Raw genomic sequence first — 24843 nt, 5'->3', positions numbered from 1 at the left:
AGGAAGGCAAGCATGGCTCAATCCACTGTAAGTACGGATCGGGACGAAGGCGCAACTGGCGGTGCGGGTTTCAATACGTTGCGCCGGATCGGCGCGCATCTCGCGCCGTGGCTCGCGCCGCTCGCGATTCTGCTGGCGTGGGAGTTCGCCGCGCGCAGCGGCGTGCTGTCCACGCGCGTGCTACCCGAACCCCTCGCGGTCGTGAAGGCCGCGTGGTCGCTGATCCAGTCCGGTGAAATGTGGGCGGACGTGAAGGTCAGCACGTGGCGCGCGGTGTCGGGTTTCGCGATCGGCGGCGGCATCGGACTCGTGCTCGGACTCGCCACGGGTCTGTTCAAGCCCGCCGAGGTCGCGCTCGATTCGACCGTGCAGATGATCCGCAACATCCCGGCACTGGCGATGATTCCGCTCGTGATTCTGTGGTTCGGCATCGAAGAGGAAGCGAAGGTGTTTCTCGTTGCGTTGGGCGTATTTTTCCCGATCTATGTGAACACTTTCCACGGCATCCGTTCGGTCGACGCCAATCTGATCGAAATGGCGCGCAGTTATGGCGTGAAGGGTTTCGCGCTGTACCGGCATGTGATTTTGCCGGGCGCGTTGCCGTCGATTCTGGTCGGCGTGCGCTTCGCGTTCGGGCTCATGTGGGTCACGCTGATCGTAGCCGAGACCATTTCCGCGCAATCCGGCATCGGCTATATGACGATGAATGCGCGCGAATTCCTGCAAACCGATGTGGTGGTGGTCGGCATTCTGCTCTACGCCGCGCTCGGCAAACTCGCCGATGTGCTGGCCAAGAGCCTCGAGCGCGTCTCGCTGCGCTGGCACCCGGCCTACCAACGAGGAGCGAAGCCATGAACGCAACGACCTTGTCGGCGTCGTTCGGCGGGATCGCCGGCAGCGACCTCGAAGCCGAACTGGTGCAAGCCCGCACCGTCGAACATGACGCGAACGAAGCCGCGGACTTCGAGCATGCCGATGCGGCGCATCATCGACAGGCGCGCGCCGATTCGCGGCTGCATGGTGGCGCGCTCGCGCGCGACGACGTGCGCCGCGCGGCGGACTATTCGGTGGAGTTGCGCGGCGTCGGCAAGCGCTATGGCGAGCGCGAGGTGCTGGCCGATTTCAATCTGTCGATCGAGCGCGGCAGTTTCGTGGCGATCGTCGGCCGCAGCGGCTGCGGCAAATCCACCTTGCTGCGGCTCGTCGCCGGTCTGGAAAAGACTACTTCGGGCGTGCTCGAAAAGCGCACCGAAGACGGCGGCCCGCTCGACACCCGCATCATGTTTCAGGACGCGCGTCTGTTGCCCTGGAAGAGCGTGCTGCAAAACGTGATGCTCGGCTTGGGCCGCAGCGCGCGTGAGGACGCCCGCGCCGTGCTCGCCGAAGTCGGCTTGCTGGAGCGCGCCAACGATTGGCCCGCGCAGCTTTCCGGCGGCCAGCGTCAGCGCGTGGCGCTGGCGCGGGCACTCGTGCATCGGCCGCAACTGCTGTTGCTCGATGAACCGCTCGGCGCGCTCGATGCATTGACGCGCATCGAAATGCACGCGTTGATCGAGCGCTTGTGGCGCGAACATCGATTTACCGCGCTGCTGGTGACGCACGACGTACATGAAGCCGTGGCGCTCGGCGACCGGATTCTGCTGATCGAAGAAGGGCGCATTGCGCTCGATCAGCCGGTGCCGCTGGCGCGTCCGCGGGCGCGCGCGTCGGCCGGTTTCGCCGCGCTCGAAGAGCATGTGTTGCAACGCGTACTGAAGACGGCGCCGAACGACGACGCGCTGTCCGTCCGTGCGTACGACACACGTGACGAAGGCCGCGCGAGGCGGCCGACAGACGTCCGCTGGGCCGTCTGATATTCCTGGACTGACTGTTCTCAATCGCTTCTCTGGAGCCACTCGAAATGAGCATTTCCGCAATCAACGTACGCAATCAGTTCAAAGGCAAGGTCAAGGAAATCATCCGCGGACCTGTGGTGTCCGAAGTCGATGTCGATACGCCGTTCGGTATCGTCACCTCGGTGATCACCACGCGCTCCGTCGACGAACTCGATCTGAAGGTCGGCTCGGAAGTGGTCGCGCTGGTGAAGTCGACGGAGGTCTCGATCGCGCGCCTGTGAGGCTTGCGCTATTTCGCGTTCGCGCCGCTCGCGGGCGGCTCGTGCATCATCTTGTCGTTGGTCGGCTTCTCGGGGCGCTTGATCGGCATGTTGTCAGGATTGATCGAGCCGCTTGGGCCGCTTGGGCCGTTCAAGCCCGAGGCGGACTGAGGCGGCCTGACCATCGACGAATTGGCGTCCGGCGCCGCTGCCTGCGCGGGTTTTTGTGCGGGTTGTTGTCCTGATTGTTGCCCTTGTCCCGGCTTCGCCGTCTGCGCGAATGTCACCGTTCCGCGCGCGTCGGCTAGTGCCAGCGCGATGCCCGCTATCAGCGCGGCCCATCTGTTTCGCTCCATGATCGTCCTCCTTGGCGGTGCCGCCTGCCGGGTTCCGGTTGCCGGTTGCCGGTGTCGACGCCGTCGTGCTTGCGGAATCATTTGCGCGACGCAACCCGCGTGCCTCGACGCGGCACCTGCATACGTCCCCGAAACTTGCTAGGATGAATTGAGCATGTAGACGGAGGCAGCCATGTCTAAGTCATTGAGTCCCGAATCGGTCGAGGCCTTGCGGCGTCTGAACGACGTCGGTGTCGGACAGCCGGCGCCGAAACTCGAGCAGTCCGTGACCGCCGAATTGCTGGCGGGCGGCCTGGTTGCCGAAGCGAGCGGCGGCGAAGTCGAGATCACCTGCAACGGCCGGCAATACCTTTCGGGCGATTGCGATTGATCGTCGAGGCGGCATCGGCCTGACGCTCGGGCCGAATCGTTCCGCGAGCCGCTGGCGTGCTCGCCGGATGAGTCTGGCCGTCAGATTCGCGCGGGTATCACGGAGGAGACCATGGAGCCGAAGGGCCTCGATATGGGGGACTACCAGGAGCGCTATCAGGACTACGACATCGAGGTCGCCGTCGAGCAGGTGCTGACGGGCGTCAAAGCGCATTTTCGGGTGTTGCGCAACGGCGCGGTGGTGGTCGACTGGCGGCTCGTGCATATCGACAGCCTATGGTCCACCGAGCATGCCGCGGCCGAGGCGGCCTTGCGGGCGGCGCGCGAAGTGATCGACGCGGGGTTTGCCATTTAGGGGCCAAGCGGTTTGGTGGCAGACCGTCGCGCCGAGGCGCGCTGGCGTGATATCGGCGGCGCTGTTCTAAAGGTAGTTTGCAGCGGCTTGTGGAGCTGCTTGCGGGGCCTTGTGTGACGCCAGGTAAACGCAACTGGGCGCCGGCATCGATACTGCATGCGCGGCGCCCAGTTTACCGGCCGCCCTCGTGAGGCAGCCGGCTCAACGGCAACTGCTTAGTGGCCGAAGAAAACCGATTGCGGCCCAGAAACCGGCTCTTTGGCGCCCGATTGCGACGACACGTTGTTCACGCCGCCGTAGGCATTCGATTCAGCGTTAGCGCGTTCAGCCGCGACGGTTTGTGCGTTCTGGCCTTGTTGCGAAGCCGGTGCGCCGACCGACGGACGATAGAACGGTGCCGGGCCGTAGCCGCTAGCAAAAGCGGGAGCGGCGATCGAGGCAGAAACAGCAACCAGCAGGGCGGCGATGAGCTTGGTCTTCATGGTGTGACTCCGATAACGTTACGACTTCATTTCAGGAAGGCGTCGCAGGGGCCGGTGAGGTGTGTCTGCAACGTCGATGGAATGCAGTGTATACCCCTACTATCGAGAATTTGTATCGATAACTTGAAATTACTGTTCTCTATTCTGGAATAATCGGCGCAAGGCAGGCGGGATAAGCGTGAGCGATGGTCCGACCCCGTGCGGCAAGGGTTTTGAGGAATAAAGACCCGCGGCGCAACGAGGTTAAATGCATTGAATGAAGCGCGGCTCGATCGAATTCGATCGGATCCGTTGCTTGGGGGAGCACTCTGATGGACCTATGGATTCAACCATGCGCTGCCTGCGCCGACTTGTATGGCCAACCGGCCGCCAGTAGCCCGCACGACAAGCTGGCGCTAAATAATCGTGGGGCGGTGAAAGACGTGCGAGTGGAGGAGCACTACACCTGCGTGCGATGCAACGCGGTGTTCGCTCGCATTCTGACCGGCGAGCCGCACAAGCAGATCTGGATGTTGCTGAACGCGAGTCAGCACTGACGGCTGACGGTTCGGCGATTTTTGCGGACGCACCGCCTCCCGCGACAGCAGGGCGATGCCGACAAGCGTATAGAGGATGACGCCTGGCAGCGGGCGGCTCGCTGAAACGTTGGCGGCGTTCCTGTAAAGTTTTCGGTGCGGCTGCCGAAAACGAAAGCATGAAATACTTCTTTGACTACAAACTCGCCGAGCGATACGGCTACGGGATCGCGGTGTATATCGCCGCCGAAACTTCCGATTTGCAACGTGCCATTGATTTGACAAACGCTCGACGCCTGCGCGCCGGTCGGCGCCCGCTCGAGGACGCGAAGATCGAGGACGTGCTATCGGCCATGCGCAACACGGGGCGGCTTTCGACCGAAACGGATGAGGGCGGAGCCAACGTGTCGGACGCAACGCGCTGAAGCGGGATTCAAACCGCGAAGGAAAGCCGCGAAGGCCAAAACAAAAACGGCGTAGTGATTTCTCACTACGCCGTTCGTAAAACTTGACTACTTGAATTCTTTGGGGTGGCTGATGGGGCTCGAACCCACGACAACAGGAATCACAATCCTGGACTCTACCAACTGAGCTACAGCCACCACTGACATCTGCTTGACTTGCCGTAAAACTTGGCTCGTCGATGAAGAAACGAGATTATACGAACAAGAATCTCGTTTGCCTAGTCCTTTATTCAAAAATTTCGGCAGGCTCGCGCAGATGCTGCCTTGCCTCATCGAAGATGCTCAGATCACGCGCGGCGAGACGTTTGCTATCGGACAGCACACGGCGCCACCCACGCGCGCCCGCTTCACCGCGATAGAGGCCGAGCGCATGGCGCGTAATCGCGCCGAGATACGTGCCGCGCGCCATTTCGGCCGCGCAATATTCGATCAGTTTCGCTTCGACCTGCTCGCGAGTGAGCGGCGTTTCTGTCGAACCATAGAAGCGTGCATCGACATCGGCCAGCACATACGGGTTGTGATACGCCTCGCGCCCGAGCATGACACCGTCGACGTGTTGAAGATGCGTCTCCACTTCATCAAGCGTCTTGATGCCGCCGTTGATGATGATCTCCAACTGCGGAAAGTCGCGCTTCAACTGATACGCGTATTCGTATTTCAGCGGCGGAATCTCGCGATTTTCCTTTGGGCTCAAACCCTTCAGAATCGCGTTGCGCGCGTGCACGATGAACACATTGCAGCCGGCGTTCGCAATCGTGCCGACAAAGTCGCGCACGAAACCGTACTCCTCGACTGCATCCACGCCGATGCGGTGCTTGACCGTCACCGGCACGGACACCACATCGCGCATGGCCTTGACGCAGTCAGCGACGAGTTGCGGCTCGTTCATCAGGCACGCGCCGAATGCGCCACGTTGCACGCGCTCGGATGGGCAGCCGCAGTTCAGGTTGATTTCGTCATAGCCCCATTGTTCGCCGAGTTTCGCCGCGCGCGCGAGATCGTCGGGTTCGCTGCCGCCGAGTTGCAGAGCGACCGGCGCTTCTGCCGGCGTGAACGCGAGATGGCGCGGCACGTCGCCATGCAGCAGCGCGCCGGTCGTCACCATTTCCGTGTAAAGCCAGGTATGGCGAGAGATCACGCGATGCAGGGAGCGACAGTGACGATCAGTCCAGTCCATCATGGGAGCAACCGAGACGCGGCGCGGACTGGGAGTTCGAGGTGAAGACATGGGGCGGCCAGACGGCTTGATTCAAAACACCGATTTTACCGCAACGCGTGAAATCGCCGTCCGGGCGAGACACTCGCGACCCGTGCTGTCCAGAAACCATGCCATTGACTGGCCCGCGAGTCAGGTGCGGGCCAGGTCAATGCCCGTGTCCTCCTCCGTGACCGCCGCTGCTGCCCCAAGAGCTTCCGCCGCCGCTGCCGCTACCTGCGCCGTGGTAGCCGCCGTAACCTCCGCCATGCCAGCCGCCGCCGTGGCCTCCGTCCCCGCCGTGCCACCCATGGCCGCCATGCCATCCGCCGCCATGGTAGTAACAGCAGGACCCACCCCAGCCGCCGTAGATGCCGACGCTGCCGTAAACCGGCGCATACGGTGGTCCATATGCGTAGCCGTAGCCGGGGTAATAAGGTTGCGCGTAGCCGTAGTCGTATGCCGGTGCGACGACGCATCCGGTCAGGCTGGCCATCACCGCCAACAGTGCCATTGATGCAATGAGCCTGCTCACGATTTTCTCCTTCGGGTAAGAGTGAGAAACCGCGCACGCTCAGGAGTTCAGCAGCATTTGTGTCCGCACATTACGGTTTGCGCGCGACATGGCGCGTCCAATGATCACGCGTTGTAATTGGAGACCACTGCTGAAGGCGCAGCGACACGTTTCGAAAACTTACCCATTCACCTCGTTGTAACAGTTAGTTAAATTTTCGCAACGCAACTGTAGGGCGCGCCTGTTAAGTTCCCTTCAGACAATTAACTCGAATCCAGCCGATGCCAATTTGCCGGCCGGATGAAAAGACCGCACCCGCTTACCGTCAGGATCGCTTGAAGCGAAGCCTGCGAAGATCCACCCTTTAATGACGCACGATCCCCAGCCGGCCACTGCATCAGAATGGCGCGCCGCAGGCGACGCCTTTGCTGCGCGCGGCGAACTCGACGCCGCGCTGCAACGTTTCGAAAACGCGCGCGCGCTCGCGCCTCGCGACGTGCTCGCGCACCAGCGCATCGCGGCGACGCTCGCCGCCCTGAGCCGCTTTCCCGAAGCCGTGCTCGCCTATCGAGCGGCAATTGCGCTCGATCCGCGCGACACGGATTCGCATCACGGCCTCGGCTGGACGCTCGAGCAGATGCATCGGCTCGAGCAGGCGGTGGATGCTTACCGCGAGGCGGCCCGCCTGAATCCGCTAGCCGACGGTTCGCACAACAACATGGGCAATTGCCTGCAGGCGCTCGGCCGCTTCGACGAAGCTCACGCCGCCTATCGCCGGGCGATCGAGGCCGCGCCGCGGGTGCCGCTCTATTACCGCAATTTCGTGCAGACCAAGCGCCTCACCAGCGAAGATCCGGTATTCATCGCGATGGAGCGCCTCGCCGGTAACGCCGCTTCGTTGACGCCGGCCGATCAGGCGGAGATTCACTTTGCGTACGGCCAGGCGCTCTCCGATTTGGGCCGCAACGACGCGTCGTTCGATCATTTCCTGAAGGGCAACGCATTGCATCGCGCGGGCGTGCGCTACAACGAGGCGGAGACGCTCGGCCTGTTCGCGCATCTGCCTGAGCTGGCGACTTCGGCGGTGCTGGACGCGAAGCGCGGTCTGGGTGATCCTTCAGAAGCGCCGATCTTTATCGTCGGCATGCCGCGCTCGGGTTCGACCTTGATCGAACAGATTCTCGCGAGCCATCCTCAGGTATTGGGCGCGGGTGAGCGCACGGAATTCGGCGAAGCACTGGTGAACTGCATTCGCCGCGATCCTCACGATCCTTTACGGATCGATATCGAGGCACTAGGGGAGGTCGGCGCCGCGCCGTTGCGCGCGCTCGGCGCGGACTATCTGCGTCGCATGCGCGGCGCGTTGCCGGACATCCACGACCTTGCTCAGAGCGAAGACGCCGCGCCGACCTCGCGCTACACGCACTTCACCGACAAATATCCGTTCAACTTCATCAACCTCGGCCTGATTCATCTGGCGCTGCCGAACGCCCGCTTCGTTCATAGCAGCCGCGCGCCTGTGCCAACGTGCCTGTCGATCTTCTCGCGGATTTTTCACGACGTGCCATTCAGCTATGATCTCGGCGAACTGGGGCGCTACTACCGCGCCTATGACGCCCTGATGGCCCACTGGCAACGCGTGCTTCCGGAAGGGGTGATGATCGAGGTCAAATATGAAGAACTGGTCGACGATTTCGAAGGCAATGTGCGCCGCTTGCTCGCGCATTGCGGGCTCGACTGGGACGAGCGCTGCCTGTCGTTTCATCAGAACAGGCGCCAGGTGAACACGGCCAGTTCCGCGCAGGTGCGTCGTCCGCTTTACAGGACGTCGTTGCAACGGTGGCAGCCGCAGCAGGCCTTGCTTCAACCGCTGTTCGACGGTCTCGGCCCGAAGCTGGCTCCGGCGCACGGACATGAGGCTGACGAGGTTGCGGCACCCGGCTCGGAGCGTCGCGCATGAGCACATCCCGTGGCGCCGTGATCTGGATGACGGGACTTTCCGGCGCCGGCAAGTCGACGTTGGCCAACGGCTTGCTTGAGCGGCTGAAGCAGGCAGGGCATGCCGCGATCGTGCTCGACGGCGACGTGCTGCGGCGTGGACTGAACGCCGACCTCGGCTTCACGCCCGAGGACCGCACCGAAAACCTCCGGCGGGTCGCGCACGTCGCGGCGCTCTTCATGCAGCAGGGCTTTGTCGTGATTGCCGCCGTGATCTCGCCGGAGCATCGGCATCGGCGCTCGGCGCGCGAAATTGTCGGCGAAGGGTTTGTCGAGGTCTTCGTGAAGGCCCCGCTGAAGGTCTGCGAAGCGCGCGATGCCAAGGGGCTTTATGCACGCGCGCGACGCGGCGAAATTGCGCATTTCACCGGTATTTCCGATCCGTTCGAAGCGCCGCTTTCGTCCGACGTGGTGATCGAAACCGACCGGATGCCGGTCGACGAATGCGTAGACCACGTGTTCGCGTATCTGGCCGCGACGGGGCGTCTGGGCGGCTAGCGCATTTTGTGCTAACGCACCAGCGTATTACCGCAACAAACCACCCGAATGATGCAGGGCCGGGTACACGCCGATGATGAACGCCGCGTAGATCGCGGCCATCGTCACGCCGGCCGCGGTGCCCCAGATGTCGCGCGATGCGGCGCCTTGGCGGAAATGAACGGGTAGTCCGACGATGAGGTAGCCGATCAGAAAGAATGCGATGACGGCACGCACGGGCGAAAGGTCGTGGCCGATAAATTCAAGCAGCGCGGACAAGCTGAAATCAGACATGGACGGGCAGGCAGGATGAGATGCGAATGATGGGGCGAACCACGGCGCGAACCACGGCGCGAACCACGGCGCGAACCACGGCGAAAGGCGCGAAGACCTACGTGGATTAAAGTCCATCCAGTGCGCAAGGTACAAGCAAAACTCTGTATAAATTTGTACAGGCTTGCATTACTTGCACGATGCCTGCGCGGCAACTTTCAACCGCGCTTCACGACACTTCACGCGGCTTTCACCGCGAAGCGATCAGCGTTTGCGCAGAGGATCGAGCAGCGACTTCAGGCCGTTGTGATCGATCTCCTGCATCAAGGCCAGCAGCCGGCCGATTTCTCCCGCCGGAAAGCCCTGACTGGCAAACCAGTTTAGATAATGACCGGGCAAGTCCGCAATCAGGCGGCCCTTATATTTTCCGTAAGGCATGACACGCGTGACCAGCAGTTCGAGGTGTTCGGGATTCATTGCACAAGGTCGGGGCGCGGAGAAACGTTGCGTGTGGAGAAAGCGGGCAGCGCCCGTTGGAGCATGCATTTTAGCGTGCCCTGCAGGTATCGCGCCGGCGTGGTAACGTCAGCACTTTTCGTTCAACCAAATAACAGGACAAGTTCAATGGAATACCGCAGACTCGGCGACTCCGATGTGCAGGTCAGCCTGATCGGTCTCGGCACCATGACATGGGGCGAGCAGAACACGGAGCAGGAAGCGCATACGCAGATCGATTACGCACTCGATCACGGCGTCAACCTGATCGACACCGCTGAAATGTACCCGGTGCCGCCGCGTGCCGAGACGCAAGGTTCGACCGAGCGCTTCATTGGCACATGGCTCGCGCAGCATCGCGGCGCACGCGAGAAAATCGTGCTCGCCACCAAGATCGCGGGCCCCGCGCGTCAACCGCATAACCCGCGCCATATTCGTGGCGAAGGCAACCAGTTCGACCGCAAGAATCTGACCGAAGCGCTTAACGATAGCCTGAAGCGCCTTCAAACGGAGTACGTCGATCTGTATCAGTTGCACTGGCCGGATCGCAGCACGATGACGTTTGGCCGCCCCGCGTATCCGTGGGTCGACGACGCTTATACGGTCCCGATCGAAGAAACCCTGTCCGTGCTCGCCGAATTCGTCAAGGCGGGCAAGGTGCGCCACATCGGCGTGTCGAACGAAACGCCGTGGGGTGTCGCGCAGTTTCTGCGCGCGGCCGAAAAGCTCGGCTTGCCGCGCATCGTCAGCATTCAGAATCCGTATAGCCTGCTCAATCGCACGTACGAAGCCGGTTTGTCGGAATACGCGCATCGCGACAACATCGGCTTGCTGGCTTATTCGCCGCTGGCCTTCGGCTGGCTGTCGGGCAAGTACGAAGGCGGCGCGCGTCCGGCCGGCGCCCGCATCTCGCTGTTCGAGCGCTTCCAGCGCTACAGCAAGCCGCAAGCGGTGCAGGCCACCACGCGTTACGTGGAACTCGCGAAGCGTCACGGGTTGTCGCCCGCGCAACTCGCGCTCGCGTTCGTCAACAGCCGGCCGTTCGTGACCAGCAATCTGATTGGCGCGACCTCGCTCGATCAGTTGAAGGAAAACATCGCCAGCGTCGACGTGAAACTCTCGCCGGAAGTGCTCGCGGAAATCGATGCGCTGCATGAGTTGCAGCCGAATCCCGCGCCTTGATGTGCGATTACCGGCGCTGCGATTCGAGTCGGGTTTGATGGAACATGCAGTTCCGCCCGAATCGCTGCGTTATCTGGCTGCCCCGGCTAGTTGGCCGGGAGCTTGCCAATTGATCCGCTTCTGCAATTGCGTCACATCTCGACGCACGCTCAGCGAATCTTCAACTTTGCGCGCACGGCATAAAGCGCGAGCAAACTCGCTACTGCACAGAACATCAGATAGAAGCCGGGCGCCAGTTTGTTGCCGCTAGCATCGATCAGCCAGGTAATCACGAACGGCGCGAAGCCGCCGAACACTGTCACGCCGATGTTGTAGCTCACCGCCAGGCCAGTCGCGCGCGTCTGCGTCGGGAAGATCTCCGACATCAACGCGGGCAGCGCGCCGAAATACGTCGCCTTCAATACGCCGATCCAGATCAGCGCGAGCAGCATCGTCACGAATGACGGATGCGCGTTCATATAGACGAAGGCCGGATAAACCGTCATCAGCATCAGCACGGCGGCCGCCGCCATGATGCGGATGCGCCCGAGGCTGTCGGACAGGTGACCCGCGAAAGGCGTCAGCACGGTGAGCACGACGCCGGTGGCAAGCGTCGCCGCGAAGCCGGTCGAGGCGGGCAGGTGCAATTGCTTGATCGCGTAGGTCGGCATGTAGAGGATCATGTAATTGGCCGCCGTCGAAATGACCAGCGAGCCGACCGCGAGCAGCATGCGGACCTTCTGCGTGCCGAACAGGTCGCGCAGAGGCGTGCGGGCTTTCGGCTCGGCATTGAACTCGGCGCCTTCGTCCACGTAACGGCGAATATAGAAACCGACCGGACCAATCGCGAGGCCGAACAGGAACGGCACGCGCCATCCCCAAGATTCGAGTTGTGCTGCGGTGAGCTGGCTCGTCAGCAGCGCGCCGAAGCCGGAGGCGAGCAGCGTCGCCATGCCCTGGCTCGCGAACTGCCAGCTGCCCATGAAGCCGCGTCGCTCGGGAGCATGTTCGACCAGGAATGCCGTGGATGCGCCAAACTCTCCGCCTGCCGAAAAACCTTGAACGAGGCGCGAGAGCATGATGCCGGCAGGCGCCCATAGCCCGATCGCAGCGTACGGCGGCATCACGGCGATCGTCAGGGTGCCGATCATCATCAGCGCGATAGAGAGCAGCAGCGACGCCTTGCGTCCGGCGCGGTCGGCGAGCGAGCCGAGCACGAGTCCGCCGAGCGGCCGGATCAGGTACGAGATGCCGAAGGTGCCGAGCGTGAGCATCAGCGAGATCGCTTCGGTGCGTGCCGGGAAGAACAGCTTCGCGATGGTCACCGCGAAGAAACCGTAGACGACGAGGTCGAACCATTCGAGCGCGTTGCCGATCGACGCCGCGAGAATGATGCGATGGACCTTCGCGGCGGAAGGCCGCGCGGCGCTGGCTTGCAAAGTGGACGTGCTCATCGTGGACGTGCCTCGTGAGATAAACGGATAACGGCGTGCCGGGCCCGAGCGCGTGGATGTCGCTCGGGCTTTGCTCAGGTGCTGCTCGGGTGCTCAGGCGTCGCTCAGATCGCGCCGCGGGTTGTCGCGCGCGGGGAGTTCTCGCCGAGATCCCAGAAGAGGCCCGCCATGATCTGCAGACCTTCGCGCACGACTGGTCCGAGCAGGTGCTCATTCGGCGCGTGCTGCGAACAGGCCGGGTACGAGTGGGGCACCCACAAGGTCGGCAGGCCGAGCGTGTCGGCGAAGACTTCGTTGGGCAGCGTGCCGCCCAGATTCGGCAGCACGGCGGTTTTTTTGCCGGTAGTCTGTTCGAGCGACGCAATCGCCCACGTGACCCATGGATCGTCCGGGTTCAGACGGGTGGCCGGCGCGCCGCGCTCGACTTCGATCTCCACTTCGGAAAAACCGTGCGCATCCAGATGCGTGCGCAGATACCGTTCGAGATTGTCCCAATCCGTGCCGACCACGAAGCGCAGCTGGCAATGCGCGAACGCCGCCGAAGGAATCGCATTGACCGGGTTCTCCGGGTTGCCGGCCTTGAACGCAAGTATTTCGAAGCTGTTCCAGCCGAACACGCGCTCAGGCGCACTCAGGCCGGGCTCGCCCCAGTTGTCGTCGACCGCCGGATCGCCCGGGCCGCCGCCCACCGTGATATCGGCGAGCGCACGGCGCACCGCCTCGGGAATCGGCGGCGGACGCAAACCCTCGACGGCGATCACGCCGCGCGCATCGACGAGGCTCGACAACGCATTCGCCAGCACGGTGGCCGGATTGCGCAGCAGACCGCCCCAATTGCCGGAATGATGCGCACCGTCGCGCAGATTCAACGAAAGCTTGAAATTCACCGAGCCGCGCGAGCCGAGGAACACAGTAGGGCGGCGCGCGGCGAGACGCGGGCCGTCGGAGGCGATCAGCACGTCGGCGGCGAGTTCTTCACGGTGCGCGCGGCAGATTTCGTCGAGTCCGGGCGAGCCGGTTTCCTCGCCCATCTCGATCAGCAGCTTCGCGTTGAAGCCGAGCTTGCCGCCGCGCGCGGCCAGCACGCTCGACAGCGCGGCGAGGTTGATGGTGTGCTGACCTTTGTTGTCGGCGGTGCCGCGGCCGAACCAGCGCTCGCCCTCGACGGTCACGGCCCACGGTGTCAGCGGCGCGCGCCACTGGCTGTCGTAGCCGCGCACCACGTCGCCATGTCCATAGATCAGCACGGTCGGCAGGTCGTCGGCCTCGTGGCGGCTCGCGATCAGGAACGGCCCGAAGCCGTCCACCGGGTTCGCGACGATGCGTGTGCTGAAACCGAGGGCCGCCGCTTCGGGCGTAATCTCGTCGGTCAGATACGACAGCAGCGTGGCGGCGCGATCACTCTCCTGGCTTTCCGTGCGAAAACCAACGCGGCGGTTCAGCGTTTCGAGAAAGGCGCCGGATTCGAAATGGTGTGTGGCGTGCTCGATGGCCTCGGTGCGGCTCATAGGTGTCTCCAATGCGGGCGAATGTGGGGCGGGCGGCGCGTGGTCCCGGGTTCGATCGCGGGGCGATTGCGGGGAGATTGCGGGTCGATTGAGACAGGCCACGGTCTGCAGCGTCGAATCGATTCTAGGAGGCCGTTTTTTTTGTCACAATGATCGTCTTTCGAAGCTTGCGTTGCCGAAAAGGCAAAGCTCAGCGCAAGCAGTAAAACTGCCGGCGGCCATCGGCCTGGCAGCGCCTACCGTTGAATGAGGCATCACTCATGGCACTTTCGCTGCATGGCATCGCGCTGCGCTATTTCGTCGAAGTCGCGCGCACCGGCTCGATCAGCGACGCGTCCGCACGTCTGCATGTCGCCGTGTCGGCAATCAGCCGCCAGGTGGCGCGGCTCGAAGGCGACCTCGGCGTCGCGCTATTCGAGCGGCGGCCGCGCGGCATGGCGCTTTCCGAAGCCGGCGAGCGCCTGCTTGCGTACGCGCAGCGCAGTCTGCTCGAGGCGGAGCATGTGATGAAGGAGATCGGCGGGCTCGAAACCTTGCACGGCAGCATGATCAAGCTGGCCAGTTCGGAGGGATTCGCCGCCGATTTCCTGCCTACCGCGATGGCGGGCTTTCGCGTTCAGTATCCGGGCATCGACTTCACGCTGTCGGTCATGTCACCGGACGAGGCGACCCGCCGGGTGCGCGACGGCGACGCCGATCTTGCGTTGACCTTCAGCCTCGCGCCGGAAAAAGGCGTCAAGGTCGAGCACACGGAGCGCGCGCCGGTGCTGGCGCTGCTGCGCGCCGATCATCCGTTGGCCGCGCGCGCGAAAGTGTCGCTCGCCGACTTGCAGCGCTATCCGCTGGTGCTGCCCGAGCCCGGCACGACGATTCGTCAATTGATCGACATTACCTGTGCGCTCGAAGGCATCCTGCTCGAGCCCGATCTCACCTGCAACAATAGCGGCGCCATGTACCGTTACGCGCAGAAGTCCGGCGCGATCATGTTCACGGGTCTGCTGTCCGTGCGCGACCGTTACGCGAATGACGGCTTCGTCGTGATGCCGCTCACGCATCCGCAAATGCGCCAGCGCAGCATTCAGGTTCAGACCATGGCGGGGCGTGAGTTACCGCCGTCGGTGCGAGCCTTCAGGGACTATCTGATCACGGAAATCGCGGGTGCGAAGCCGGCGCAGGGGACTGCCATGAAGGCCGTTCGAAAGCGAACCACGCCCCCGCGCTGAACGCACAAAGGCCCGGATAGCCCGCCCGGCTTCCAGGCGGCAAGGCTACGTTTGCGGCCGGCCGCGAACGTTAGGGCGAACGTATGGCGTGCGTGCGATAGCGATCCATTCAGCGCCGATTGAAAGGCAAATGTCCCTGCCGGATCACGAATCACGACCTAAACTGTGGTGGACGGGGCCGGCTGAAAGCGCCGGACTGCGCGGCAGGGATTGCTGCAGCGCACACCAGTGGTAGGATTCAGCCCGAAAAATGGAGAGCGGCGCGCGCTCGATGCAGCGCGCCGTCCACAACAGAGCGATAGGAACTCAGGACATCGAATGGCGCAACAAAAAACAAACCCAAAACTTGAGCAGGCGCTGACGCGCGGGGATCTTGCAATCCGTCAGGCGAATTCGGCGCGAGCGACGGCATTGCTGCGCGCGTTGGGCAAGATGATCGTGGAGGCCTCGGCGACGATCGGTGTGGAAGCCTTTACGCTGATTCCCGACGGCGACAAGATCTATGATCCGGCCGACGGGCTGTGGCCGCAGGAATTGCAGATCTCGCTCGACGGTCCGGTGGAAGAAGCCGATCCGGACGAGGTTCGCACGGTTCGACTGATCGCCGATGAGCCGGGCACGATGTTCCGCGTCGAATGGCAGCGTGCCGACGGCAAGATCGGCCGTCAGGACGGCGGGCCGTTCGCCACGGTGGCGTTCATTTCCGACGTGGACATTCCATGGACCGACGACGAGGACTGAGCCGGTCCGGGTCGCGGCAGGCGCTGATACGTTGGGATCGACACTGAGCGACCCGGCCTCAGCGCCTATGGTTATCGAAAGCTGAAGCCTACTTCATCATCCTGCGGCGAAACAGAATCGCCGCCACGACAAACCCGCCTACCGCATACGCCGCCAGCACGGCCACATGCAACAGCGCATGTTCGATTGGACGTCCCAGCATGGCCGGCCGCATCAGGTCGACGGCATGCGCCAGCGGCAACACTTCGGTGACGCCGCGCGCAACGGCGGGCAATTGCGATGCCGGAAAGAACACGCCGGACAGCAACAGCATCGGCGTCAACACCAGCGTCTGGTAAAACATGAAGAAGTCGTACGAAGGCGCGAGCGCCGTGACGACCATGGCGATGCTCGCGAATGCGAGGCCGGTCAGCACGACGACCGGCAACGCCAGCAGCATCGACGGAAAATTTGCGTAGCCCAACGCGCCGGCCACCAGCATGATCGCCGCGCCGGACAGCATCGACTTGCTGCCGGCCCAGATCACTTCACCGAGCACGATGTCGCCGAGCGTTAGAGGCGTGTGCATGATCGCCTCCCAGGTGCGCTGCACATGCATGCGCGAGAAGCCCGAATACATCGACTCGAAACTCGCCGACATCATCACGCTCGACGCCACCGTGCCCGCCGCGAGAAAGGCGATATACGACACGCCGTCGACATGGCCGACCATCAGCCCCAGACCGAAGCCGAGGCCGAACAGGTAGATCATCGGATCGGCAAGATTGCCGAACATCGAGGCGAGCGCGAGCTTTCTCCACACCAGATAATTGCGGCGCCACACGGCAATCCAGTTGGTTGCGTTCGCGGGAAAAGCGGCGAAAGTTTCCTGTTTCGACGGGGTCTCGCCCGGGGAGTCGTAGGTGCGTGCGTCCATTGCGTGTCTCGTGCGGTGTCCCCGAGGGGACTTGCTTCGTCGTTATGGCTGTAGCGCGTTGCGTGCGATGCCGCTATTCACGCTTCTTCACATGCTTCTTCAGTCCTGCATCTCGCGGCCGGTGAGCCGCAGGAACACGTCTTCCAGATTCGCCGGCCGGTGCAGATAGCGCAGATCCGCGCGCTGCTTGAGCCGCGCATGCACCGGTTGCGCGTCGTTGACGTAGCAGAACAGCGTTTCGCCGCTGATCTCGGTGCGCTCGACGAGCGGCGCCAGTTCATCGCGCAACGCGACCGGATCCGGTCCGAAGATCTCGATCACATCGCAACCGATCTCGGAGGCGATCAATTCGCTCGGCGCGCCTTCGGCGATCTTGCGTCCTTCCTCGATCACGCACAGCCGGTGGCAGAGCCGTTCGGCTTCTTCCATGAAGTGCGTGGTCAGCAAAATGGTCTTGCCGCGCGCGAGCAACGAGCGCAGCCGCTCCCAGATCAGATGCCGCGCCTGAGGATCGAGGCCGGTGGTCGGTTCGTCCATGATAAGCACGTCGGGATCGTTGACGAGCGCGCGCGCCAGCGTGAGGCGCCGCTTCATGCCGCCGGACAGTTCGCTCACGCGCGCATCCGCCTTGCTCTCCAGGCGCGCGAATTCGAGCAGCGAGGGCACCATCGCACGGCATTGCGCGGCGCTCAAACCGAAGTAGCGGCCGAACACCAGCAGGTTCTCGCGCACCGTGAAGTCAGGATCGAGATTGTCGAACTGCGGCACCACGCCGACACGCGCCCGCGCCACGCGCGCGCGGCTGGGGATCGGCTCGCCGCACAGGCGGATCGTGCCCGCATCCGGCGAGGCGATGCCAAGCAGCATGCGCAACGTGGTGGTTTTGCCCGCGCCGTTCGGGCCGAGCAGGCCGAAGCATTCCCCGGCGTTGACATGGAACGACAGTCCGTCGACGACCGTCTTTTCGCCGTAGCTTTTTTTGACCTCGTGAAATTCGATGGCGGCTTCAGGCATGGATCGAACGAGTCTCCGGAACAGACATGGATGATTTTAATGGCCGGGAAGGCCGCCTATTCTAGGGCATCGGCGGCTCGGCGTTGGTGCGCGTCCGACGCTCCCGCATGGGTTTCTCGCACTGCGGCAACGAGCCGCGAGCAACCCTGTTGGCGCGCGCACCTCTTTAGAGCGTGGCTTGTGTGCCGTTACCGCACAGTTAGCGTTTTCCATCCCTTGCAACCTGAATTGCGGCGCACCATGATTCATTCAGATCGCGCGTCCCGCGCGAAGGGAGAAAAATCATGGCGAGCTACCAGAAAATCCTGCTGTGCTACGACGGCTCGCGCGAAGGCCGCAAAGCATTGCGTTGCGGTGCCGATCTGGCGTTGGATCTGAAAGCGGAAACGCACTTGTTGTCGGTCGTCGATATGCGTTCGAGCATTGCGCAAAGCGCGGGCCTGCTGACCGACGTGGCTTGCGGCAGCTTCGAAAAGACCGCCCGCGACATCCTTCAGGAAGGCGTGGACTGGCTCACCGAGCGAGGCGTGAGCGCACAAGGGCATTTCGCGTTCGGCCATCCGATCGACGAGATCGCCAACCTTGCCAATGAATTGCACGTCGACCTGGTTGTGGTCGGCCACCGCTGCCGCACCGGTTTGTCACGTTGGTGGATGGGCGCGGGCAATACGCCGCTGCTCGACCGCGTCTCGTGCAGCATTCTGGTGGCGTGTTCTTCGGCCCAGGAGCAGCAGCAGGCGGCGGCCTGATAGCGACTGCGTATCGCGCCTGGGTCTAGCGTCTGGATGCCGGCTACCGCGAGCGTGCTCAACGGGCCGGTCGCCTCGGCCCGACGACCCCAGGCGATCACTCGTTCAGGTTGACCGCGGCCAGCTTCCATGTGAAGACACCCTCGCGCTGGAAGATCGCCGAGTAACGCGCGTCGCCGGCGCCGTGCTGGTAGGTGACGACGAACTCGTTGAGGCCGCGATAGCCCGCGGTGGTTTGCGGCGGCTGCGCAGGCGCGGCGTTGGTGTTGCCGTTGCCCGCAGTTCCAACGGCAGGCGCCGCCGGTGCGGGTGAGGCCGCGGCGCCATCCGCCGGCGTGTTCGCGGCAGGCGGTGCGGGCGGCCGTTCGCCCGGATCGCCGCGCGGCGGCATGCCGTTCAGCAATGCCGCCACGCCGTCTGGTGTGGCATAGGCATCTACGAGCGGGCCAATCAGCGCGACGCCTATCATCGCGCCAATGGCGGCCAGCGGATTGCCGTTGCTGTGCGCGTCGAGCCGCCGCGTGAGCAGCGCGGCGACCTGCTGCTTCAGGCTCTCGCGCAACGCGGGAAAGTCGACGTATTGATTGACCGTTTGCGTGTCGCGCGCATCGGCGGCGCGTTTGAGATTGTTCAGCGCGAGATACGGTGATGCGTACGTAAACCCAAGCGCTGCGATCACCACAATCACGATCAGCGTGACGATCAGCGGCCGGGTGGCGCCGCCTTTAATGCGTTTCGGAACTGCCATCGAATGGGACTCTCCATCAGGTGTGATCTAACTTGGACCGCGGCCACACGAAAACGATCCCATGCGATGCGATATCGCCGCCCGCCATACCTTCCATCAAGACTCGAATACCGCCCCGTGGACGTTTGCCTCGTCGGCAATGCAGCGGTCGATCATGCGGCACACAGCGTCCACCGTGCCGACCATGATGAGGCGCGACGGGCCGTGATAGACCCGCACTGGTGCGCGACGGGCCGGTTCGGCCGTATTCAGACCCGAGTTCAGAGACACGCGGGCAAACGCCGGCAACGACGATGGCAGGCTCGACACGCTGTCTGGCGCATCGAACAGCGACGGCGTGCTGGCCGTGGACGCCTCGATCAATGAGCAGGGCACCAGCTTGCGAAGATGGCGCAGACGACCGAACTGGCGAAAAGGCAGCAGGCGGGCAAGACGTTCCATGAGACTCTCCAGACGATGCAGCGTTAATGCAGCGTTAATGCGGCGTTGGCGCGGCTTTCTACTCTGTCGAACGGGCAAGAAGGGGCTTGGATCGAAGTGCTGGGAAACAAGCCGCCTGGAACCTGACCGTTCAGAACTCGCCGGGGCGAATCAGCCCCACGGCGATACCTTCCAGCGCGAATTCCGCACTGCCGGTTTCAACGAAGATGTTTTCGTAATCGGGGTTCTCGGCGATCAACTCGAGCCCGTTCGGCCGGCGCTTCAGGCGCTTGACCGTGACGTCGTCGCCAAGCCGGGCAATGATGATCTGGCCGTCTTTGGCTTCCGTTCTCTTTTGCACCGCGAGCAGGTCGCCGTCGAAAATGCCCGCGTCGCGCATGGACAACCCGCGTACCTTCAGCAGGTAATCGGGCTTGCTCGAAAACAGCGCCGGGTCGCAAGCGTAGTGCTGCGAGATATGTTCCTGCGCGAGGATCGGGCTACCCGCGGCCACCCGCCCGATCAGCGGTAGCGACAGTTGCATGATGCTGGCGTGCGGCAACGTGAACTGGTGCGGCGAATCTTCCGGGCCGGCCAGCAGGCGGATGCCGCGCGACGCGCCGGCCGCGAGTTCGATCACGCCCTTGCGGGCGAGCGCCCGCAGATGTTCTTCTGCCGAGTTGGCCGAGCTGAAGCCCAGTTCGGCGGCGATCTCCGCGCGGGTGGGCGGAAAGCCGGTGCGTTCGATAGCCCTGCGGATCAGATCGAAAACCTGCTGCTGTCGTGCGGTGAGTTTGGTCATGGCGCCACTGTATGTATGAACAGGTGACTGTATTTTTATACAGTATTCCGCGCAATTCAAGCTTTACTTTAAGTTCGTGCCGAGGGGTGGCGTTGCAGCGTCGTCAAACGACGCTCCAACACCCGTTTTCGTGCCGCAACGCCTTATCCAGCTGTCATTACCACTTTTGCGTATTAAAGAATGAAGAAACATTATTTTTAATGATGAAAGCCCTTCGATAGACTGGCCTCCAGTTGGCGTTCATGTGCACGTGACCGCGACGCAAAAAGACACCACACGCTGTTTCAGCGCACAACGCGGAGAAAGTTGACATGAATCACCAAGGTACGGGGCTGGCAGGCAAAACGAAGAAACTCATCGCGGCGCTCGCATTGGGCGCGGCGAGCGCGCTCGGCGTGATGGCGCAGGCGCACGCTGCCGACACGACACTGCTGAACGTGTCCTACGACCCGACGCGCGAGCTGTATCAGGACGTCAACCAGGCGTTCGGCAAGGAATGGAAGGCGAAGACCGGCGAGACGATCACCTTCAAGCAGTCGCACGGCGGCTCCGGCGCGCAGGCGCGTTCGGTGCTCGACGGTCTGCAGGCCGACGTCGTGACGCTCGCGCTCGCTTACGACATCGACGCGCTGGCCAACAAGGGCTTGCTGGACAAGGGCTGGCAGAAGCGCTTGCCGGACAACGCGTCGCCGTACACGTCGACGATCGTGTTTCTGGTGCGCAAGGGCAACCCGAAGCACATCAAGGATTGGGACGACCTGATCAAGCCGGGTGTTTCGATCGTCACGCCGAATCCGAAGACCTCGGGCGGGGCGCGCTGGAACTACCTCGCGGCATGGGCATACGCCGAGCATCAGCCGGGCGGCAACGATCAGAAGGCCAGGGAATTCGTCGGCAAGCTCTACAAGAACGCCGGCGTGCTCGATTCGGGCGCGCGCGGCGCGACCACCAGCTTCGTGCAACGCGGTATCGGCGACGTGCTGATCGCATGGGAAAACGAAGCCTTCCTGTCGTTGAAGGAGTTCGGACCGGAGAAGTTCGAGATCGTGGTGCCGTCGGTCAGCATTCTGGCCGAGCCGCCGGTTGCGGTGGTGGACAAGGTGGTGGACAAGCACGGCACGCGCAAGCTCGCCGAAGCGTATCTGAACTTCCTGTATAGCGAGCAAGGCCAGGAAATCGCAGCGAAGAACTTCTACCGTCCGCGATCGAACAAAGTGCCGGCCGAGCTGACCGCCAAGTTTCCGAAGCTGAAGCTGTACACGGTCGACGATTCGTTCGGCGGCTGGACCAACGCGCAGAAGACGCACTTTGCCGACGGCGGTGTATTCGATTCGATCTATCAACCGCAGTAACGATCGAGCCGTTGCCTTCACCGGCATAGGCAGCAAAGCGATGCGGCAACGCGTCACTCCGGAGCGCGCCCCAAGGGGCGCGCTTTTGGCCAGCCAGGGCCCGGCGGCCGGAAACACGAGCATCAACCTGAACGAGTAACGAGCATGACGACGTTGACCTTCCGAAAACCGAGCGCCTTGCCCGGTTTTGGCCTGACACTCGGCATCACGGTGGCTTATCTGAGCCTCGTGGTGCTGATTCCGCTTGCGGCGACCTTTTTGAAGACCGCGACGCTCGACTGGAGCCAGTTCGTGCGCGCGGTGAGTTCGCCGCGCGTGCTCGCGTCGTATCGCCTGACGTTCTTCTCCGCGCTCGGCGGCGCGCTGATCAACGCGGTGTTCGGCTTTCTGGTGGCGTGGGTGCTGGTGCGCTACACGTTTCCGTTCAAGCGCATCGTCGACGCCGTGGTCGATCTGCCGTTCGCGCTGCCCACTTCGGTGGCCGGCATTTCGCTTGCGGCCGTGTATGCGGGCAACGGCTGGATCGGACAGTTCCTCGAACCGCTCGGCCTGAAAATCGCGTTCACGCCGGCCGGCGTGCTGGTCGCGCTGACGTTCATCGGTTTGCCGTTCGTCGTGCGCACGGTGCAGCCGGTGCTCGAAGAATTCGAACGCGAACAGGAAGAAGCGGCCGCGTGCCTCGGCGCTTCGCGCTGGCTGACGTTTCGCCGCGTGGTGCTGCCGGCCGTGTTTCCGGCTCTGTTGACGGGCTTCGCGCTGGCTTTCGCGCGCGCGCTCGGCGAGTATGGCTCGGTGATTTTCATTGCCGGCAATGTACCGATGAAGTCGGAAATCACGTCGCTTCTCATCATCACGAAGCTCGAGCAATACGACTACGCGGGGGCCACGGCTATCGCGGTGGTGATGCTGGTCGTGTCGTTCCTGATGCTGCTGCTGATCAATACCCTGCAGTGGTATTTGCAGCGCCGCACGGGCCGCGGCGGCGCGGGCCCGGTGCCGGCCGCCAGTGTGGCGAGCGTTGCGGCAATCGGCGGAGGTGTGCAATGAGCCGCCGAACCGTAAATGACGTCTCCGCCGCGAGCGGTGCGAACAACGCCGCTGCGGTTGCCGTGGCGCCGCGCGCGCCGCTCAATGTAGCGCGCCGTCCCGATCCCGTCACCGAACCGCCGCTCGTGCGCTGGATTCTGACCGGCATCGCGCTGCTGTTTCTCGCGCTGTTTCTGGTGGTGCCGCTCGTCGCCGTCTTTTATCAGGCGCTCGCCAAAGGTCTTGGTTTCTATCTGGAATCGCTCGCCGACCCGGACGCGCTGTCGGCAATCAAGCTGACCGTGATCACCGCCGCCATCGCCGTGCCGTTGAACCTCGTGTTCGGTCTCGCGGCTTCATGGTGTATCGCCAAGTTCGAATTCCGCGGCAAGGCGCTCCTGACCACGCTGATCGATCTGCCGTTCTCGGTTTCACCGGTGATCTCGGGCTTGATCTACGTGCTGATGTTCGGCGCGCAGGGCTGGTTCGGCCCGTGGCTGCAGGACCACAACATCCAGATCATTTTCGCGGTGCCGGGCATCGTGATGGCGACGATCTTCGTGACGTTCCCGTTCGTCGCGCGTGAGCTGATTCCGTTGATGCAGGCACAAGGTAACGATGAAGAAGAAGCCGCGCACGTGCTCGGCGCGTCGGGCTGGCAGACTTTCCGCCGCGTCACGCTGCCGAACGTCAAATGGGGCCTGCTGTATGGCGTGATTCTGTGTAACGCGCGGGCAATGGGCGAGTTCGGCGCCGTGTCGGTGGTGTCGGGCCATATTCGCGGTCAGACCGACACGATGCCGCTGCACGTCGAAATTCTCTACAACGAATACAACTTCTCGGCGGCGTTCGCCGTGGCGTCGGTGCTGGCGCTGCTCGCGCTCGTGACGCTCGGCCTGAAGCTGCTCGCGGAACGCCATATGTCGGCCGAGCTGTCGGCCGCGCGAGATGTGCCCGCGTACGCCGGTCCGGTTACCACGCCGGTGGGCGCAACACCCGCAACCCACACAACGCATGCATCGCAGCAACACCCGCTCAAGCAAGGAGAGCTGTAATGGGTATCACCGTTCGTAACCTGCAGAAGCGCTTCGGCGATTTCGTCGCGCTCGATAACGTCACACTCGACTTTCCGCCGGGTGAGCTGGTCGCGCTGCTCGGGCCGTCGGGTTGTGGCAAGACCACCTTGCTGCGCGTGATTGCCGGGCTCGAATACGCGGACGGCGGCCAGGTCGTGCTGCAAGGCCAGGACGTGGCGACGGTCGGCGCGCGCGAGCGGGAAGTGGGCTTCGTGTTCCAGCATTACGCGCTGTTCCGTCATATGACGGTGTTCGAGAACGTGGCGTTCGGCTTGCGCGTGAAGCCGCGCAAGGAACGTCCCTCGGAAGCGGTGATCCGCGAGAAGGTGCATGAACTGCTGAAGCTCGTGCAACTCGACTGGCTCGCGCAACGCTATCCGTCGGAATTGTCGGGCGGCCAGCGGCAGCGTATCGCGCTCGCGCGCGCGTTGGCGGTCGAACCGAAAGTGCTGCTGCTCGACGAACCGTTCGGCGCGCTGGATGCGAAGGTGCGCAAGGAGCTGCGTAGCTGGCTGCGGCGCCTGCACGACGATCTGCATATCTCGACGATTTTCGTCACGCACGATCAGGAAGAAGCGCTCGAAGTGGCCGACCGTATCGTCGTGCTCAATCGCGGGCACGTGGAGCAGGTGGGCAGTCCGCAGGACGTGTATGACCATCCGCAGACCTCGTTCGTCTACGAGTTTCTCGGCGCCGCGAACCGTCTGCACGGCAAGGTCGACGCCAGCGGTTTCGTGGTCGACGGCGCGGCGCTGCCGGTGTCGATCAAGGCCGATTTCAGCGGCCCGGCCTTCGCTTATGTGCGTCCGCACGATCTGCAGTTGTATCCGCAGGCATCGGGCCACCGCGAAGGCATCGTGGTCGACGTGCGGCGCGTGGTGACCTTGGGCGGCTCGGTGCGCGTGGAACTCGCGGGCCGCGAGGGCAACCTGCTCGAAGCCGAGCTCGATCGGGAAGCGTGGCGCGATCTGCAACTCTCTATCGGCGATGGCGTGACCGCGGTGCCGCGTGCCTTGCGCGTATTCCCGGCGCAATGAGGGCAGTCAGCGCGTTACGGTCAGCCGC

At 63.2% G+C, this 24843-nt stretch carries 30 protein-coding genes and 1 tRNA gene; 17 read left to right on the top strand and 14 right to left on the bottom strand.

Going from position 1 to position 24843, the window contains the following annotated elements; all coding sequences use genetic code 11:
* Positions 1-12: 12 nt before the first annotated feature.
* Genes ssuC through P0D71_RS07780 form a run of 3 tightly spaced genes read left to right on the top strand, consistent with a single transcriptional unit; the run spans position 13 to position 2116 of the window.
* Positions 13-855: an aliphatic sulfonate ABC transporter permease SsuC gene (gene ssuC, locus P0D71_RS07790; RefSeq protein WP_091794653.1), complete on the top strand. Its 843-nt coding sequence runs from the start codon at positions 13-15 to the stop codon at positions 853-855.
* The gene (locus P0D71_RS07785) at positions 852-1853 is read left to right on the top strand and encodes an ATP-binding cassette domain-containing protein (RefSeq protein WP_408479601.1); all 1002 of its coding nucleotides are present in this window, start codon (positions 852-854) and stop codon (positions 1851-1853) included. Before ssuC ends, P0D71_RS07785 begins: the two co-directional genes overlap by 4 nt.
* Positions 1854-1900: 47 nt before the next feature.
* Positions 1901-2116: a TOBE domain-containing protein gene (locus tag P0D71_RS07780; RefSeq protein ID WP_011488137.1), complete on the top strand. Its 216-nt coding sequence runs from the start codon at positions 1901-1903 to the stop codon at positions 2114-2116.
* Positions 2117-2124: 8 nt separating this feature from the next.
* On the opposite strand, the gene P0D71_RS07775 is transcribed toward P0D71_RS07780, so the two are convergent.
* Positions 2125-2451 carry a hypothetical protein gene (locus P0D71_RS07775; RefSeq protein WP_408479600.1) on the bottom strand — a complete coding sequence of 109 codons (327 nt, stop codon included), beginning with the start codon at positions 2449-2451 and terminating at the stop codon, positions 2125-2127.
* Positions 2452-2623: 172 nt separating this feature from the next.
* Between P0D71_RS07775 and P0D71_RS07770 the strand changes: the two genes are divergently transcribed.
* Together P0D71_RS07770 and P0D71_RS07765 are read left to right on the top strand one after the other, a co-directional pair.
* Positions 2624-2821: a hypothetical protein gene (locus P0D71_RS07770; protein WP_091794647.1), complete on the top strand. Its 198-nt coding sequence runs from the start codon at positions 2624-2626 to the stop codon at positions 2819-2821.
* 111 nt (positions 2822-2932) lie between these two features.
* A complete protein-coding gene (locus P0D71_RS07765) occupies positions 2933-3175 on the top strand; it encodes a DUF6566 family protein (RefSeq protein WP_408293421.1) in 243 nt (80 codons plus the stop codon).
* A 215-nt stretch (positions 3176-3390) separates the two neighbouring features.
* On the opposite strand, the gene P0D71_RS07760 is transcribed toward P0D71_RS07765, so the two are convergent.
* A complete protein-coding gene (locus P0D71_RS07760) occupies positions 3391-3657 on the bottom strand; it encodes a hypothetical protein (RefSeq protein WP_091794641.1) in 267 nt (88 codons plus the stop codon).
* Between the two features lie 311 nt (positions 3658-3968).
* Here P0D71_RS07760 and P0D71_RS07755 point away from each other — a divergent pair, with 311 nt between their 5' ends.
* Both P0D71_RS07755 and P0D71_RS07750 read left to right on the top strand, forming a co-directional pair.
* Positions 3969-4193, top strand: a complete 225-nt coding sequence (locus P0D71_RS07755; RefSeq protein WP_408479599.1) for a hypothetical protein — start codon at positions 3969-3971, stop codon at positions 4191-4193.
* 158 nt (positions 4194-4351) lie between these two features.
* A complete protein-coding gene (locus P0D71_RS07750) occupies positions 4352-4597 on the top strand; it encodes a hypothetical protein (protein WP_408343327.1) in 246 nt (81 codons plus the stop codon).
* Between the two features lie 101 nt (positions 4598-4698).
* Here P0D71_RS07750 and P0D71_RS07745 read toward each other — a convergent pair.
* From P0D71_RS07745 to P0D71_RS07735, 3 genes are all read right to left on the bottom strand, one after another.
* Positions 4699-4774, bottom strand: a tRNA-His gene (locus P0D71_RS07745).
* An 88-nt stretch (positions 4775-4862) separates the two neighbouring features.
* On the bottom strand, positions 4863-5864 hold the full coding sequence (dusA, locus tag P0D71_RS07740) for a tRNA dihydrouridine(20/20a) synthase DusA (protein ID WP_408479598.1): 1002 nt from the start codon (positions 5862-5864) through the stop codon (positions 4863-4865).
* Positions 5865-6000: 136 nt separating this feature from the next.
* A complete protein-coding gene (locus P0D71_RS07735) occupies positions 6001-6366 on the bottom strand; it encodes a hypothetical protein (RefSeq protein WP_408468286.1) in 366 nt (121 codons plus the stop codon).
* Positions 6367-6712: 346 nt separating this feature from the next.
* Here P0D71_RS07735 and P0D71_RS07730 point away from each other — a divergent pair, with 346 nt between their 5' ends.
* Together P0D71_RS07730 and cysC are read left to right on the top strand one after the other, a co-directional pair.
* Entirely contained in the window at positions 6713-8305 is a 1593-nt protein-coding gene (locus P0D71_RS07730; protein ID WP_408479597.1) for a tetratricopeptide repeat-containing sulfotransferase family protein, read from the top strand.
* Positions 8302-8841, top strand: a complete 540-nt coding sequence (cysC, locus tag P0D71_RS07725; protein ID WP_408479596.1) for an adenylyl-sulfate kinase — start codon at positions 8302-8304, stop codon at positions 8839-8841. Before P0D71_RS07730 ends, cysC begins: the two co-directional genes overlap by 4 nt.
* Before the next feature lie 27 nt (positions 8842-8868).
* Here the strand turns inward: cysC and P0D71_RS07720 are convergent, their stop codons facing one another.
* Together P0D71_RS07720 and P0D71_RS07715 are read right to left on the bottom strand one after the other, a co-directional pair.
* Positions 8869-9114, bottom strand: a complete 246-nt coding sequence (locus tag P0D71_RS07720; RefSeq protein WP_408479595.1) for a hypothetical protein — start codon at positions 9112-9114, stop codon at positions 8869-8871.
* A 243-nt stretch (positions 9115-9357) separates the two neighbouring features.
* Positions 9358-9570 carry a DUF3820 family protein gene (locus P0D71_RS07715; RefSeq protein WP_408479594.1) on the bottom strand — a complete coding sequence of 71 codons (213 nt, stop codon included), beginning with the start codon at positions 9568-9570 and terminating at the stop codon, positions 9358-9360.
* Between the two features lie 147 nt (positions 9571-9717).
* Here P0D71_RS07715 and P0D71_RS07710 point away from each other — a divergent pair, with 147 nt between their 5' ends.
* Entirely contained in the window at positions 9718-10770 is a 1053-nt protein-coding gene (locus P0D71_RS07710; RefSeq protein WP_408293401.1) for an NADP(H)-dependent aldo-keto reductase, read from the top strand.
* Positions 10771-10919: 149 nt separating this feature from the next.
* Here P0D71_RS07710 and P0D71_RS07705 read toward each other — a convergent pair whose 3' ends face one another.
* Both P0D71_RS07705 and P0D71_RS07700 read right to left on the bottom strand, forming a co-directional pair.
* The gene (locus tag P0D71_RS07705; RefSeq protein WP_408293398.1) at positions 10920-12203 is read right to left on the bottom strand and encodes an MFS transporter; all 1284 of its coding nucleotides are present in this window, start codon (positions 12201-12203) and stop codon (positions 10920-10922) included.
* Positions 12204-12307: 104 nt separating this feature from the next.
* Entirely contained in the window at positions 12308-13711 is a 1404-nt protein-coding gene (locus P0D71_RS07700; protein WP_408479593.1) for a M20 family metallopeptidase, read from the bottom strand.
* Between the two features lie 260 nt (positions 13712-13971).
* Here P0D71_RS07700 and P0D71_RS07695 point away from each other — a divergent pair, with 260 nt between their 5' ends.
* Together P0D71_RS07695 and P0D71_RS07690 are read left to right on the top strand one after the other, a co-directional pair.
* Complete coding sequence (locus P0D71_RS07695; protein ID WP_408479592.1) at positions 13972-14934, top strand: LysR family transcriptional regulator; 963 nt, start codon at positions 13972-13974, stop codon at positions 14932-14934.
* A 318-nt stretch (positions 14935-15252) separates the two neighbouring features.
* Positions 15253-15675: a hypothetical protein gene (locus P0D71_RS07690; protein ID WP_091794614.1), complete on the top strand. Its 423-nt coding sequence runs from the start codon at positions 15253-15255 to the stop codon at positions 15673-15675.
* Between the two features lie 88 nt (positions 15676-15763).
* On the opposite strand, the gene P0D71_RS07685 is transcribed toward P0D71_RS07690, so the two are convergent.
* Complete coding sequence (locus P0D71_RS07685; RefSeq protein ID WP_408479591.1) at positions 15764-16591, bottom strand: ABC transporter permease; 828 nt, start codon at positions 16589-16591, stop codon at positions 15764-15766.
* Between the two features lie 99 nt (positions 16592-16690).
* Complete coding sequence (gene nodI / locus P0D71_RS07680; RefSeq protein ID WP_408479590.1) at positions 16691-17605, bottom strand: nodulation factor ABC transporter ATP-binding protein NodI; 915 nt, start codon at positions 17603-17605, stop codon at positions 16691-16693.
* Between the two features lie 284 nt (positions 17606-17889).
* Here nodI and P0D71_RS07675 point away from each other — a divergent pair, with 284 nt between their 5' ends.
* The gene (locus tag P0D71_RS07675) at positions 17890-18354 is read left to right on the top strand and encodes a universal stress protein (protein ID WP_091794608.1); all 465 of its coding nucleotides are present in this window, start codon (positions 17890-17892) and stop codon (positions 18352-18354) included.
* A gap of 97 nt (positions 18355-18451) precedes the next feature.
* Here P0D71_RS07675 and P0D71_RS07670 read toward each other — a convergent pair whose 3' ends face one another.
* From P0D71_RS07670 to lexA, 3 genes are all read right to left on the bottom strand, one after another.
* Positions 18452-19102, bottom strand: a complete 651-nt coding sequence (locus P0D71_RS07670) for a DUF2939 domain-containing protein (RefSeq protein WP_408479589.1) — start codon at positions 19100-19102, stop codon at positions 18452-18454.
* Positions 19103-19198: 96 nt separating this feature from the next.
* Positions 19199-19543 (bottom strand): hypothetical protein, encoded by a 345-nt coding sequence (locus P0D71_RS07665; protein WP_408183119.1) that lies wholly within the window; start codon positions 19541-19543, stop codon positions 19199-19201.
* 130 nt (positions 19544-19673) lie between these two features.
* Positions 19674-20324, bottom strand: coding sequence for a transcriptional repressor LexA (gene lexA / locus P0D71_RS07660; RefSeq protein WP_091794602.1), 651 nt, complete (start codon positions 20322-20324; stop codon positions 19674-19676).
* 311 nt (positions 20325-20635) lie between these two features.
* On the opposite strand from lexA, the gene P0D71_RS07655 reads away from it, so the two are divergent.
* The 4 genes from P0D71_RS07655 (at position 20636) to P0D71_RS07640 (ending at position 24815) form a co-directional block, all read left to right on the top strand.
* Entirely contained in the window at positions 20636-21676 is a 1041-nt protein-coding gene (locus P0D71_RS07655; RefSeq protein ID WP_091794600.1) for a sulfate ABC transporter substrate-binding protein, read from the top strand.
* A 144-nt stretch (positions 21677-21820) separates the two neighbouring features.
* Entirely contained in the window at positions 21821-22723 is a 903-nt protein-coding gene (gene cysT / locus P0D71_RS07650) for a sulfate ABC transporter permease subunit CysT (RefSeq protein WP_091794598.1), read from the top strand.
* Positions 22720-23757, top strand: coding sequence for a sulfate ABC transporter permease subunit CysW (gene cysW / locus P0D71_RS07645; protein WP_091794596.1), 1038 nt, complete (start codon positions 22720-22722; stop codon positions 23755-23757). The genes cysT and cysW overlap by 4 nt, the downstream gene beginning before the upstream one ends.
* Positions 23757-24815 carry a sulfate/molybdate ABC transporter ATP-binding protein gene (locus P0D71_RS07640; RefSeq protein WP_091794594.1) on the top strand — a complete coding sequence of 353 codons (1059 nt, stop codon included), beginning with the start codon at positions 23757-23759 and terminating at the stop codon, positions 24813-24815. Before cysW ends, P0D71_RS07640 begins: the two co-directional genes overlap by 1 nt.
* The last annotated feature ends 28 nt before the right edge of the window (positions 24816-24843 follow it).

Source organism: Paraburkholderia sp. RL17-383-BIF-A (assembly GCF_046028015.1).
Lineage (GTDB): Bacteria > Pseudomonadota > Gammaproteobacteria > Burkholderiales > Burkholderiaceae > Paraburkholderia.
The sequence above is the reverse complement of the archived record's forward strand: the minus strand, read 5'-3'. Positions and strand labels throughout refer to the sequence as shown.